The organism is Achromobacter agilis, assembly GCF_900496965.1.
Taxonomy (GTDB): Bacteria; Pseudomonadota; Gammaproteobacteria; order Burkholderiales; family Burkholderiaceae_B; genus Achromobacter; species Achromobacter agilis.
Genome location: NZ_UFQB01000005.1, coordinates 150027 through 163230 on the forward strand (window position 1 = coordinate 150027; position 13204 = coordinate 163230).

At 68.8% G+C, this 13204-nt stretch carries 10 protein-coding genes; 9 read left to right on the plus strand and 1 reads right to left on the minus strand.

Translation table 11 applies throughout. The annotated features are described in order from the left end of the window. Positions 1-32: 32 nt before the first annotated feature. Complete coding sequence (locus AGI3411_RS08145) at positions 33-941, plus strand: LysR family transcriptional regulator (protein WP_129526873.1); 909 nt, start codon at positions 33-35, stop codon at positions 939-941. An 8-nt stretch (positions 942-949) separates the two neighbouring features. Here the strand turns inward: AGI3411_RS08145 and AGI3411_RS08150 are convergent, their stop codons facing one another. After that, positions 950-1858 carry a LysR family transcriptional regulator gene (locus AGI3411_RS08150; protein WP_129526874.1) on the minus strand — a complete coding sequence of 303 codons (909 nt, stop codon included), beginning with the start codon at positions 1856-1858 and terminating at the stop codon, positions 950-952. Positions 1859-1979: 121 nt separating this feature from the next. On the opposite strand from AGI3411_RS08150, the gene AGI3411_RS08155 reads away from it, so the two are divergent. From AGI3411_RS08155 to prpF, 8 genes are all read left to right on the plus strand, one after another. Further along, positions 1980-2573 (plus strand): amino acid synthesis family protein, encoded by a 594-nt coding sequence (locus AGI3411_RS08155; RefSeq protein ID WP_129526875.1) that lies wholly within the window; start codon positions 1980-1982, stop codon positions 2571-2573. Beyond that, the gene (locus tag AGI3411_RS08160; RefSeq protein WP_129526876.1) at positions 2570-3358 is read left to right on the plus strand and encodes an alpha/beta fold hydrolase; all 789 of its coding nucleotides are present in this window, start codon (positions 2570-2572) and stop codon (positions 3356-3358) included. The genes AGI3411_RS08155 and AGI3411_RS08160 overlap by 4 nt, the downstream gene beginning before the upstream one ends. Positions 3359-3410: 52 nt before the next feature. Beyond that, positions 3411-4382, plus strand: coding sequence for a Bug family tripartite tricarboxylate transporter substrate binding protein (locus AGI3411_RS08165; protein ID WP_129526877.1), 972 nt, complete (start codon positions 3411-3413; stop codon positions 4380-4382). Positions 4383-4484: 102 nt separating this feature from the next. Then, on the plus strand, positions 4485-6371 hold the full coding sequence (locus AGI3411_RS08170) for a sigma-54-dependent Fis family transcriptional regulator (RefSeq protein ID WP_129526878.1): 1887 nt from the start codon (positions 4485-4487) through the stop codon (positions 6369-6371). 226 nt (positions 6372-6597) lie between these two features. After that, entirely contained in the window at positions 6598-8400 is a 1803-nt protein-coding gene (locus AGI3411_RS08175) for an NAD(P)/FAD-dependent oxidoreductase (protein WP_129526879.1), read from the plus strand. Positions 8401-8542: 142 nt separating this feature from the next. Beyond that, positions 8543-9253, plus strand: coding sequence for a GntR family transcriptional regulator (locus tag AGI3411_RS08180; RefSeq protein WP_129526880.1), 711 nt, complete (start codon positions 8543-8545; stop codon positions 9251-9253). Further along, positions 9250-11946, plus strand: a complete 2697-nt coding sequence (gene acnD / locus AGI3411_RS08185; RefSeq protein WP_129526881.1) for a Fe/S-dependent 2-methylisocitrate dehydratase AcnD — start codon at positions 9250-9252, stop codon at positions 11944-11946. The genes AGI3411_RS08180 and acnD overlap by 4 nt, the downstream gene beginning before the upstream one ends. Positions 11947-12014: 68 nt before the next feature. Then, positions 12015-13199 carry a 2-methylaconitate cis-trans isomerase PrpF gene (gene prpF / locus AGI3411_RS08190; RefSeq protein ID WP_129526882.1) on the plus strand — a complete coding sequence of 395 codons (1185 nt, stop codon included), beginning with the start codon at positions 12015-12017 and terminating at the stop codon, positions 13197-13199. The last annotated feature ends 5 nt before the right edge of the window (positions 13200-13204 follow it).

Consider the following 13204-nt stretch of genomic DNA (forward strand, 5'->3'; position numbering starts at 1 on the left):
ATATATTCATGTACCTGGTATTCGATAATCAGATGTCAAAAGACGTCACGCTGCGCCAGTTGCGCTACTTCGCGGCCGCCGCCCGCACGGGCCGGTTCTCGATGGCCGCCGCCGATGAACATGTCTCGCAATCCGCCGTCACCAACGCGGTGCTGGCGCTGGAGGCCCAGCTGGGCGTGCGCCTGTTCGACCGCCATCCGCACGGCGTCACGCTGACGCCCGAAGGACACAATTTCCACCAGCGCACCCGCGACGTACTCGATTCCCTGGACGATGCCCTGCGCGAACCCGGCTTCCAGCGTTATGCGCTGCGCGGATCGGTGCGGATCGCGGCGTCCTACACGGTGCTGGGCTACTTCCTGCCCGACCTGCTGGCGCGCTTCCGCCGCCGCTACCCGGACGTGGTGCTGGACCTGGTCGACCTGGACCGCTCCGACATCGAGGCGGCCGTCGCCAGCGGCGACGTGGAATTGGGGGTCGCGCTGCTGTCCAACGTGGAACATCGCGAGCGCTTCGGGCACCAGGTGCTGGTGCGGTCCCGCCGCCAGCTATGGACGGCGTCCGGCCATCCGCTGTTGCAGGCGCCCTCTCCGCCATCGCTGGCCGACATTGCGCAGTATCCGTACATCCTGCTGGAAATGGACGAGGGGGAGCGTTCCGCGCTGGCCTATTGGCAGGCCCGCGGCCTGCGGCCCGACATCGCGTTCCGGACGCGCTCGATGGAAGCGCTGCGCGGGCTGGTGGCGCACGGCTTCGGCGTCACCATGCTGTCGGACATGGTCTACCGCCCCTGGTCGCTGGAGGGCCGCAAGATCGAAGCCGTGCCCATCGTCGACGCCGTTCCGCCCATGGAGGTGGGCCTGCTGTGGCATCCGCGCGCGGCCATCGCGAAACCGGCCGAGGCGTTCCGCCAGTTCATGATGTACGCCTGCGGCGTCTGACGCCGCCGTTACACCAGTTCTGCGCCCTTGCGCCGCGTGAACTGGACCAGCGACCGCAAGGCCAGCGCATGCATGGCGGCCACCGAAGGCAGCAGCGTTTCCTCCTTGCGGGTCAGGACGCCGACGATGCGCTCCACGGTTGGCTCGGCCAAGGGCACGAAAGCCAGGCCGGTGGCGGCCGCCGGCCGCGCCAGTACCGGCAGCACGGTCACGCCCAACCCGCTCACCACGCTGGCCAGCAGCGAAGCGCGGTTGGACACCACCATGAAGGGATCCTCGATCGCGCCGCCCAATTGCCGGTTCCGCAGCGTGTCGAACGTAGCGTTGCCGATCAGGCGTTCGCCGGCCAGCGCCGACCACGGCACCGGGCCGCGCCGCCGCGCCAGCGGATGGCTCTTGCGGCAGACCAGGCCGAAGGCGTCGCGCGCCACCGGCGCGAACGCGACCTCTTCCGTCCGCGGCACCTGCCCCGCCACGCCCACCTGTACTTCGCCGCTCAGCACCAGCCGGTGCACGTCCTGCGACGACTCGTCGATGGCGCGGATGCGGATCGCGGGATGGCTGCGCGCATAGCGCTCCAGCAACCGTGGCAGCCATTCATCGGCGAGCGACGGCATGACCGCCAGCGACACCGCCCCCTGGCTGCCCAGGCCAAGCTGGCGCGCCGCGTCCAGCACCCGGTCGTGCGTGGACAGCAACTCGCGCAACAGCGGCGCCACGGCAACGCCCAGCGGCGTGAGCTGCGCCCGCTTGCCCGGTTCGAAGAGCGGCGCGCCCAGCTGCTGCTCCAGGTCCTGCATGGCCGCCGAGACGGCGGCCTGGGAACGGAACGTGCCTTCGGCCGCCAGGCGGAAGCTGCCGTGATCGGCCGCGAGCAGGAACTGGCGCAGGTGCTGGATCTTCAGGGGCGGCGGCATGGCGGATAGGCAATGAATTCGGATTTTCCGAAATTAACTTACGTTAATTTGGATTGTCAAAATCCAGCCGCGCCCCCAACAATGGCCTCGTCTTTCATCCAACAGGTCGTGGAGCCGCGGTATGTCACTGCAAGTGCGAAAAATAGTCAGTTATGTCGAGAAAACCCTGATCGAAGGAGGCCGCGCGGCCGAGCGCCCGCTGGTGATGATCGTGGCCGCCGCCGTGATCCGCAATCCGTGGGCCGGGCTGCCTTTCCAGGAAGACCTGCGTCCGCAGATCCTCGAAGCCGCGCCGCCGCTGGGCGCGCTGCTGGTCGAGGAGATCCTGCGCCAGGCGGGATCCGCGGACCAGATCGAAGCGTACGGCAAGGCGGCGGTGGTCGGCACCGCCGGCGAAGTCGAGCATGCCTCCGCGCTGATCCACACGCTGCGCTTCGGCAACGCCTACCGCAACGCCGTCGGCGGCACCAGCTACCTGAGCTTCACCAACATGCGCGGCGGACCGGGCTGCGTGATTTCGGTGCCCTTGATGCACAAGCATGACGAAGGCCTGCGTTCGCACTATCTCACCGTGCAGACGACCATCAACGACGCTCCGGCGCCGGACGAGATCGTGGTCGCGCTGGGCGCCGCCACTTCCGGACGCCCGCACCACCGCATCGGCAACCGCTATTCCGACATGCAGGAACTCGAGCGCGAGGCCCAGGCGAAATGAGCGCGCACTCCCGCCGTTCAGGCCGCGGCGAGCCGCTGGTGCTGTTGCATGGCGTCGGCCTCGACCACACGCTGTGGGACGACCTGGCGCCGCTGCTGGAGCCGCATTTCGATGTGCTGCGCTATGACCTGCTCGGCCACGGCGGCGCCCCCGGCATCGACGGAACCGTAACCGTGGCCGATTTCATCGCGCAACTCGACGCCGAACTGGATCGGGCCGGCTGGCAGAGCGCCAACGTACTGGGCTATTCCATGGGCGGCCTGATCGCGGGGGCCTATGCCGCCGCCCGGCCGCAGCGGGTCGTCCGGCTGGCGCTGCTCAGCACGGTATTCCAGCGCAGCGCGGACGAAGCGCGCGCCGTGCTGGCGCGCCTGGATGCCGCCGCGACGCAGGACCCCGCGGCAGCCGCCGAGATATCGCTCAAGCGCTGGTTCACGCCCGCCTTCCAGGCGCGGCGCCCGGAGCGGGTCGCCTGCATCGGGCAGCGCCTGTTGCGCAACAACCGGCCCCACTTCCTGGCCGCCTACCGCGTGTTCGCGCTGGGCGATCCGGTCCTGGCGCAGGCGGCGCCCGGCATCGCGTGCCCGGCGCTGGTGATGACGGGCGCAGAGGACGTGGGATCGACCCCGCGCATGACGCGCGACCTGGCGGCGGCCCTGCCCCGCGGCGAGGCGCGCGTGGTGCCTGGCCAGCGGCATATGCTGCCGGTGGAGGAACCCGCGGTCGTGGCATCGGCCCTGCACGGATTTTTTTTGCCGGCGTCCGGCGGATCGTCCCTTATCTAGATAGAGACGGCCGCCGGCGCGCCCGCGCAGCGTGGAAACGGAGACATACAACATGAATCGCAGAACCCTCCTGAAGAACCTGGCGGCCCTGGCCATCGCACCGGCCGGCGCCACGCTGGGCCGCGCGGCCGGCGCGCGCGAAGCGCCCTTGCGCGTCATCGTGCCCTTCCCCCCGGGCGGCGGCACGGACGTACTGGGCCGGGTCATCGCGGCGACGCTGGAAAGCGCGCTTGAACGTCCGGTCGTCGTCGAGAACAAGCCCGGCGCCAGCGGCATGCTGGGCGCCGACTACACCGCCAACGGCGCCAAGGACGGCAGCGTGCTGCTGTTCGCGGGCCTGGTGCCTTCGGTGCGCTACTACGCCCGGCCGCCCGAAGACGTGCTGAAGCAGCTGGCTCCCGTCTGCCCGATCGCGCGTTCGCCCTACATGGTTGCGGTCAACGCCGGCGTGCCGGCCAAGACCCTGGGCGAGCTCGTCGCCCAGGCCAGGCGCGAACCCAAGGGGCTGACCTTCGGCACCCCCGGCAACGCCACGCCCCAGCACCTGGCGACCGAACTGCTCCAGATGGCTTGCGGCGTCGAGCTGCTGCACGTGCCGTATCGAGGCACCGGCCCGATGATGACGGACCTGCTGGGCGGGCAGATCCAGGTGGTGGTCGCCACCGTGGCGGCGGTGGAGCCCTATCTGCAGGGCGGGCGCCTGCGCGTGCTGGCCGTGACCAGCCCCGAACGCCTGCCCAAGTACCCGGACATCCCCACAGTGGCCGAAAGCGGCTATCCCGGCTTCTCCGCGCAGATCCAGTTCGGCACGTACTGCGCCGCCGGCACTCCGGAAACGGCGATCGCAGTGCTGAACCAGGGCATCAACCGCGCGCTGCAGACCGAGACGGTCCGCGCCAAGCTGGCCGAACAGGGCTTCCAGCCCACGGGCGGCACGCCCGCTCAGCTGCAGCAGGCGCTGCTGGCCGAAATACGCGACGTGGCGGGGCTGGTCCAGGCCGGCAAGGTAAAGGTCGACCTGTAACCCCTCGCCCGTACTGCTGGATAACCAGCATTTACAGGCGTGCCGTCCTCTGTGCATGCTGCCCGATGATCCGGCGTAGATCGGGCGCACCATGGAGACGATATGCCGAATTCTCTGCACTCCGCCCATATCCGCGAGATCGAACAGGTCGGCCTGGGCCGCCCCACCCAGCGCGACGCGCACGTGGTGAGCAGCTGGCTGCGCTGCCTGGACCAGTACCGGCTGGATCCCGCGCATGCCTGCGAGGCGTACATCGTGCCGGACGGCCGCCTGCGAGAGCACCGGCAGCAATCCGAATCGCTGATCGCCATCGCGCGGTCCGGCCTGGACAACCTGTTCCGCCACGTCGCGGGGCAGAACTACGTGCTGCTGCTGGCCGACAGGCAAGGCGTCACCGTGGAATTCCTGGGCGACGCCCAGCAGACCGCCAGGCTGCGCAAGGCGGGGCTCTACCTGGGATCGGAATGGTCGGAACGGCGCGCCGGCACCTGCGCCGTGGGCGCCTGCCTGGAAAGCGGCGAAGCGCTCACCATCCACCAGACCGACCACTTCGACAACACCCACACGCCGCTGTCCTGCACCGCGGCGCCCATCTACAGCGCCGATGGCGAACTGGCGGCCGTGCTGGACATCTCGCTGCTCAGTTCCCCCATTCTCAAGGCCAGCCAGAACCTGGCGCTGCACCTCGTCACCAGCACCACGCGGCGCATCGAAATGGCCAACCTGATGGCGCGCACCAGCAACGAATGGGTGCTGCGCTTCGCGCGTTCGCCGGAGTTCCTGGACGTGGATCCCGAGGCCGCCATCTCGCTCGACGGATCCGGCCGCATCCTGGGCATGACGCACACGGGCGCCAAGCTGCTGGCGCGCGCCGCGGGCCTGGATTGGCGCAACCCCGCCACGCTGATCGGCCAACCTGTCACCCGTTTCTTCGACGTGCAGCTGGACGACCTGCCCCGCTACACCCGTGCCCACGCGCCGCAGCAGCGGCTGATCATCGCGCGCGACGGCAACGCCCTGTTCGCGCACGCCATCGAGCCCAACCGGCATTCCCGTGTCGCCGCCGTCGCGGTGCGCGGGGCGCCGTCCGCCTTGCGCGGCCTGGACGGCGGCGACACGGCGATGGCCGCCATGCTGGCGCGCGCCGCCAAGCTCGCCAGGCAGCGCCTGCCGATCCTGCTGCAGGGTGAAACGGGGGTAGGCAAGGAATACCTGGCGCGCGCCCTCCACGACAGCAGCCAGCGCCCGGGCCGCTTCGTCGCGGTGAACTGCGCGGCGATCCCCGAATCGCTGATCGAAAGCGAGCTGTTCGGCTACCTGCCCGGCGCCTACACGGGCGCGGCGGTCAAAGGCCGCAAAGGCCTGATCGAGGAATCCGACGGCGGCACCCTGTTCCTGGACGAGATCGGCGACATGCCGCTGACACTGCAAAGCCGCCTGCTGCGCGTCCTGGCCGAATCCGAGGTCACGCCCATCGGCGCCAACGCCCCGCGCGCCGTGCGCCTCAGCCTCGTCTCGGCTTCGCATCGCGACCTGGCGGCCCTGGTGCGCGAGGGACGTTTCCGCGAAGACCTCTATTACCGCGTCAATGCCGCCACGCTGACCGTGCCGCCGCTGCGCGAACGCGAGGATCTGGACTGGCTGATCGCCCGCCTGCTGGCGCGCCACCAGGACGAGGCGGGCGCCCCGGTGCTGGCGCCCGCTGCCCTGATGGCGCTGAGGGCACACGCCTGGCCCGGCAACATCCGGGAACTCGCCAACGCCATTGCGGTGGCCGCCGCGCTGTGCGAAAACGGCGTCATCGAACCTGGCGACCTGCCCGACGCGCTCGCGACGGTCGCCGCGGCCGCCAGCCCCGGGGAAGCCGCCCTGCGCGCCACGCTGGCGCGTTGCGCCGGCAACGTGTCCGAAGCCGCGCGGCGCCTCGGCGTCGACCGCTCCACCGTCCATCGCCAGATGCGGCGCTACGGTCTTTCCTCGCGCTCCTGAGGCCGCGTCCGGGCGCTGCCACACCGCGCGCGCCACAGCTGTGGCAGGCCGCCACGGTTCCGGGCCTGCGCTTTCGTCATCCCCCTGGCGCGCCAGACGCCCGCCGGGGTGGCACGGCGATTGCTTGATCGTTGTCGACGTCCACCGGCCGGCACAGGCCGGGGCCGTCGCCGGGCCCCAGGCCCGCCACGACAACGACCGCCCGCAACGGGCAAGGAGACAAGATATGCAGACCGATCATGCCGACGCCGCCCTGGACGCCGTGCTTGCCCGCCTGAACGCCGCGCTGGGCAACAAGGACATCGATGCCGTCGCCAGGCTGTTCCAGGAGGAATGCTACTGGCGCGACCTGGTGCTGTTCACCTGGAACCTGCGCACCCTGGAAGGGCACGGCCAGATCCGCGACATGCTGGAGCACCAGCTGGCGCAGGTGGAGCCCGTGCGCTTCGGCCGGGACGCCCGCGAAACCGTCTCCGACGAGGCCGGACTGCTACAGGGCTGGATCGAGATCGAAACCAATACCGCCCGCGGCTACGGCCACATCCGCGTGAAGGACGGCAGGATCTGGACCCTGCTGACCACCATGTCCGAACTCAAGGGGCACGAGGAGCCCAGCGGCGTGCGCCGCCCCAAGGGCGCCGAGCACGGCAGCAGCCGGACCCGCCAGAGCTGGCTCGAAAAGCGCGAGCAGGAGGCCGCCGAACTCGGCTACCAGACGCAGCCCTACGTGCTCATCATCGGCGGCGGCCAGGGCGGCATCGCGCTGGCCGCGCGCCTGCGCCAGCTGGACGTGCCTGCCATCATCATTGAAAAGAACGAGCGGGCCGGCGACAGCTGGAGAAAGCGCTACAAGTCGCTGTGCCTGCACGACCCGGTCTGGTACGACCACCTGCCCTACATCCCCTTCCCCGAGAACTGGCCCATCTTCGCGCCCAAGGACAAGATCGGCGACTGGCTGGAGATGTACACCAAGATCATGGAGCTCAACTACTGGACGTCCAGCGTCTGCCAATCGGCGCGCTACGACGAACAACGGGGCGAATGGGAAGTCACCGTGCTGCGCGAAGGCAAGCCGGTGGTGCTGCGGCCCAAGCAACTGGTGCTGGCCACCGGCATGTCCGGCAAGCCCAACATCCCCAGCTTCCCCGGCCAGGATGAGTTCCAGGGCGAACAGCACCATTCGTCGCGCCATCCCGGCCCCGACGCCTACAGCGGCAAGAACGTGGTCGTCATCGGCGCCAACAACTCCGCGCACGACATCTGCGCGGCGCTCTGGGAAGCCGGCGCCAACGTCACCATGGTGCAACGCTCCTCCACGCACATCGTGCGCTCCGACACGCTGATGGATATCGGCCTGGGCGGCCTGTATTCCGAGCAGGCGCTGGCAAACGGCATGACCACCCGCAAGGCCGACCTGACCTTCGCCTCGCTGCCCTACAAGATCATGGCGCAGTTCCAGATCCCGCTGTATGACCAGATGCGCGAGCGCGACGCCGGCTTCTACGCCAAGCTCGAGGCCGCCGGCTTCATGCTGGACTGGGGCGACGACGGTTCCGGCCTCTTCATGAAGTACCTGCGGCGCGGCTCCGGCTACTACATCGACGTGGGCGCCTGCGACCTGATCATCGACGGCAGCATCAAGCTGCAGTCCCGCACCGACGTCAGCCACCTGACCCGCGACGCCGTCGTCCTGAAATCCGGCGTCCACCTGCCCGCCGACCTGGTGGTCTACGCGACCGGCTACGGCTCGATGAACGGCTGGGCCGCGGACCTGATCAGCCGGGAGGTCGCGGACAAGGTCGGCAAATGCTGGGGCCTCGGTTCGGACACCACCAAGGACCCCGGCCCCTGGGAGGGCGAGCAGCGCAACATGTGGAAACCCACCCAGCAGGAAGCGCTGTGGTTCCACGGCGGCAACCTGCACCAGTCGCGGCACTACTCGCAATACCTGTCCCTGCAGCTGAAGGCGCGCCAGGTGGGGTTGCCCGTGCAGGTCTACGGCCTGCAGGAGGTGCATCACCAGCGCTAGGCGCCGCGCCGGCCGGCCCGCACGCGGGGCGGCCGGCCCCTTGCATCCACCCGACTCCTCGGGGTAAATTGTTGACAATCTGACGCAAAGTCGCGCCTTCTTCCGAATTTTTCCCCATTGAAAACGGAAAATTGTCGACACAATGAGCAAAGTGCTGACGCTGCCGGGCGCTGCCCCAGGCGATAGCGAGACGCTTGCGGAACACATCTTCCGCAAGATCCAGTCCGCCATCGTCAAGGGCGAGATCGCCCCCGGCAGCAAGATTTCCGAACCCGAGCTGGCGCGCATCCATGGCGTCAGCCGCGGGCCGCTGCGCGAGGCCCTGCACCGGCTGGAAGGCCAGCGGCTGCTGGTCCGCGTGCCGCACGCCGGGGCCCGCGTGGTGTCGCTGTCGCGCCAGGAACTCTCCGAACTCTACGAAATCCGCGAATCGCTGGAAGGCATGGCCTGCCGCCTGGCCGCCGAACGCATGCCGCCCGCCGAAATCGCGGAGTTACGCGGCGTACTCGAGGCGCACGAGCGCGACGAAGCCTTCCAGGCCGGGCTCGGTTACTACCAGCAGGAAGGCGACTACGATTTCCACTACCGTATCGTCAAGGGCAGCGGCAACCAGATGCTGTTCCGCATGCTGTGCGACGAGCTCTACCAGCTGGCGCGCATGTACCGCATCCAGTATTCGACGACGCCCAACCGCCCCCGGCAGGCCTATGCCGAACACCACCGCATTCTTGACGCTATCGCCGACCGCGATGGCGAGTTGGCTGAAATCCTGATGCGCCGCCACATCCGCGCATCCCGTCTCAACATCGAACAGCAGATCGCGCAGGGCAACCTGCAGCGCACCGAGGCATGAACCAAAACTACCGCAAGCCCCTGCCCGGCACCCGCCTGGACTACTTCGACACCCGCGCCGCCGTCGAGGCGATCTCGCCCGGGGCCTATGACCGCCTGCCCTACACCTCCCGCGTGCTGGCCGAAAATCTGGTGCGCCGCTGCGATCCGGCGCTGCTGACGGACGCGCTGAAGCAATTGATCGAACGGCGCCGCGACCTGGACTTCCCCTGGTTTCCGGCGCGCGTGGTCTGCCACGACATCCTGGGCCAGACCGCGCTTGTCGACCTGGCCGGCCTGCGCGACGCCATCGCCGAGAAAGGCGGCGACCCCGCCAAGGTCAACCCGGTCGTGCCGGTGCAGTTGATCGTCGACCACTCCCTGGCCGTGGAATACGGCGGCGACGATCCCGACGCCTTCGCCAAGAACCGCGCCGTGGAAGACCGCCGCAACGAAGACCGCTTCCATTTCATCGACTGGACCAAGCAGGCCTTCCGCAACATCGAGGTCGTGCCGCCGGGCAACGGCATCATGCACCAGATCAACCTGGAGCGCATGTCGCCCGTCATCTACACGCAGGACGGCGTCGCCTTCCCCGACACGCTGGTCGGCACCGACAGCCACACGCCGCACGTCGACGCGCTGGGCGTGATCGCCATCGGCGTGGGCGGCCTCGAGGCCGAGAACGTCATGCTGGGCCGCGCGTCCTGGATGCGCCTGCCCGACATCGTCGGCGTGGAACTCACCGGCCGCGCCCAGCCCGGCATCACCGCCACCGACATCGTGCTGACGCTGACCGAGTTCCTGCGCAAGGAAAAGGTGGTGGGCGCCTATCTGGAGTTCTACGGCGAAGGCGCCTCCAGCCTGACGCTGGGCGACCGCGCCACCATCTCGAACATGGCGCCCGAATACGGCGCCACGGCCGCGATGTTCTCCATCGACCAGCAGACCATCGACTATCTGCGCCTGACCGGCCGTGAAGACGAGCAGATCGCCCTGGTGGAAACCTACGCCAAGACCGCGGGCCTGTGGTCCGACAGCCTCAAGAACGCCGAGTACGAGCGCGTGCTGCGCTTCGACCTGTCCAGCGTGGTGCGCACGCTGGCCGGCCCGTCTAACCCGCACCGCCGCCTGCCGGTCAGCGATCTGGCCGAGCGCGGGTTTTCCCGCCGGGCCGCCCCAAGGGAAAACAGCCCCCTCGGGGGGCAGCAAGCCGAAGGCGCAGCGGGGGGGCCCGCATATTCCGGCGTGGTGGAAAACAATCCTGGTCAGATGCCCGACGGCGCCGTGATCATCGCGGCCATCACCAGCTGCACCAACACCAGCAACCCGCGCAACGTCATCGCCGCCGGCCTGCTGGCGCGCAACGCCAACCGCGCGGGCCTGACGCGCAAGCCCTGGGTGAAGAGCTCGCTGGCGCCCGGCTCCAAGGCGGTCTCGCTGTACCTCGACGAGGCCGGCCTGACCGAAGACCTGGAAAAACTGGGCTTCGGCGTCGTGGCCTTCGCCTGTACCACCTGCAACGGCATGTCGGGCGCGCTGGACCCGAAGATCCAGCAGGAAATCATCGACCGCGACCTCTACGCCACCGCCGTGCTGTCCGGCAACCGCAACTTCGACGGCCGCATCCACCCCTACGCCAAGCAGGCGTTCCTGGCCTCGCCGCCCCTGGTCGTGGCCTACGCCATCGCCGGCACCATCCGCTTCGACATCGAGCGCGACGTGCTGGGGCAGGACGCCGATGGCCGCGACATCCGCCTGAAGGACATCTGGCCCAGCGACGAAGAAATCGACGCCATGGTCAAGTCCGCCGTCAAGCCCGAACAGTTCCGCAAGGTCTACGCGCCCATGTTCGGCATCCAGGACGAACGCCGCGCCGCGGTCAGCCCGCTGTACGACTGGCGCGCGATGAGCACCTACATCCGCCGCCCGCCGTACTGGGAAGGCGCGCTGGCCGGCGAGCGCACCCTGCGCGGCATGCTGCCCCTGGCCGTGCTGGGCGACAACATCACGACCGACCACCTCTCGCCGTCGAACGCCATCCTGATGGACAGCGCCGCGGGTGAATATCTGCACAAGATGGGACTGCCCGAAGAGGACTTCAACTCCTACGCCACCCACCGCGGCGACCACCTCACCGCGCAGCGCGCCACCTTCGCCAATCCGAAGCTCTTCAACGAGATGGTGAAGAACGACGACGGCACGGTGAAGCAGGGCTCGCTGGCGCGCGTGGAGCCCGAGGGCCAGGTCATGCGCATGTGGGAAGCCATCGAAACCTACATGACCCGCAAGCAGCCACTCATCATCGTGGCCGGCGCCGACTACGGCCAGGGCTCGTCGCGCGACTGGGCAGCCAAGGGCGTGCGGCTGGCCGGCGTGGAAGCCATCGTGGCCGAAGGCTTCGAACGCATCCACCGCACCAACCTGATCGGCATGGGCGTGCTGCCGCTGGAGTTCAAGCCCGGCGTCAACCGCAAGACGCTGGGCCTGGACGGCACCGAAAGCTACGACGTCATCGGCGAACGCAAGCCGCGCGCCGACCTGACTCTGGTGGTCCACCGCCGCGACGGCCAGACCGTGCAAGTGCCGGTGACCTGCCGCCTGGATACGGCCGAGGAAGTGTCGATCTACGAGGCCGGCGGCGTGCTGCAGCGCTTCGCGCAGGATTTCCTGGAAGCCGAATCCGCGGCCGGCGCCGACAAGAAGGCCGGCTGACCCGCCATCCTCAGGGCGGGCGCCCCAAGCGCTCGCCCTCCCCTACACCGAGACATCAGGACTGCCCCATGGCTCATGCTCCCCAGACCAAGATTGCCGCCACCTATATGCGCGGCGGCACCAGCAAAGGCGTGTTCTTCAAGCTGGACGACCTGCCCGAGTCCGCGCGCGTCGCGGGCGCGGCGCGCGACGCGCTGCTGCTGCGCGTGATCGGCAGCCCGGACCCCTACGGCAAACAGATCGACGGCATGGGCGCCGCCACGTCCAGCACCAGCAAGACCGTCATCGTCGGCAAGAGCAGCCGCCCGGACCACGACGTGGACTACCTGTTCGGCCAGGTCTCCATCGACCAGCCCTTCGTCGACTGGAGCGGCAACTGCGGCAACCTGTCGGCCGCCGTGGGGCCGTTCGCCATCGCCAACGGCCTGGTCGACCCGGCCCGCGTGCCGCAAAACGGCATCGCCGTCGTGCGCATCTGGCAGGCCAACATTGGCAAGACCATCATCGCCCACGTGCCCGTCACCGATGGCGCCGTGCAGGAAACCGGCGACTTCGAACTGGACGGCGTGACCTTCCCCGCCGCCGAGCTGCGCCTGGAATTCATGGACCCGGCCGAAGACGGCGACGGCGGCTCCATGTTCCCCACCGGCAACCTGGTGGACGACCTGGAAGTGCCCGGCGTCGGCACGTTCAAGGCCACCATGATCAACTCCGGCATTCCCACCATCTTCCTGGATGCCGAAGCCCTGGGCTACACCGGCGCGGAACTGCAGGACGACATCAACGGCGATGCCGCCGCGCTCGCGCGCTTCGAAACCATCCGCGCCCACGGCGCGCTGCGCATGGGCCTGATCGGCAAGCTCGAAGACGCCGCCAGCCGCCAGCACACGCCCAAGGTCGCCTTCGTCGCCCGCCCCAAGGAATACGTGTCGTCCAGCGGCAAGAAGATCGGCGCCGGCGACATCGACGTGCTGGTGCGCGCGCTGTCCATGGGCAAGCTGCACCACGCCATGATGGGCACCGCGTCCGTGGCCATCGCCACCGCCGCGGCCGTGCCCGGCACGCTGGTGAACCTGGCCGCGGGCGGCAACGAGCGCGACAACGTGTGCTTCGGCCATCCGTCGGGCACCCTGCGCGTCGGTGCCGAGGCCAAGCTCGTGGACGGCGAATGGAAAGTCACCAAGGCCATCATGAGCCGCAGCGCGCGCATCCTGATGGAAGGCCGCGTGCACGTTCCGCGCGAAGGGTTCTAAACCGC

Bases quoted from the DNA above. Each gene is read 5' to 3' on its own strand.
- AGI3411_RS08145 (WP_129526873.1), top strand. From the start codon at position 33: ATGTCAAAAGACGTCACGCTGCGCCAGTTGCGCTACTTCGCGGCCGCC.
- AGI3411_RS08150 (WP_129526874.1), bottom strand. From the start codon at position 1,858: ATGCCGCCGCCCCTGAAGATCCAGCACCTGCGCCAGTTCCTGCTCGCG.
- AGI3411_RS08155 (WP_129526875.1), top strand. From the start codon at position 1,980: ATGTCACTGCAAGTGCGAAAAATAGTCAGTTATGTCGAGAAAACCCTG.
- AGI3411_RS08160 (WP_129526876.1), top strand. From the start codon at position 2,570: ATGAGCGCGCACTCCCGCCGTTCAGGCCGCGGCGAGCCGCTGGTGCTG.
- AGI3411_RS08165 (WP_129526877.1), top strand. From the start codon at position 3,411: ATGAATCGCAGAACCCTCCTGAAGAACCTGGCGGCCCTGGCCATCGCA.
- AGI3411_RS08170 (WP_129526878.1), top strand. From the start codon at position 4,485: ATGCCGAATTCTCTGCACTCCGCCCATATCCGCGAGATCGAACAGGTC.
- AGI3411_RS08175 (WP_129526879.1), top strand. From the start codon at position 6,598: ATGCAGACCGATCATGCCGACGCCGCCCTGGACGCCGTGCTTGCCCGC.
- AGI3411_RS08180 (WP_129526880.1), top strand. From the start codon at position 8,543: ATGAGCAAAGTGCTGACGCTGCCGGGCGCTGCCCCAGGCGATAGCGAG.
- acnD (WP_129526881.1), top strand. From the start codon at position 9,250: ATGAACCAAAACTACCGCAAGCCCCTGCCCGGCACCCGCCTGGACTAC.
- prpF (WP_129526882.1), top strand. From the start codon at position 12,015: ATGGCTCATGCTCCCCAGACCAAGATTGCCGCCACCTATATGCGCGGC.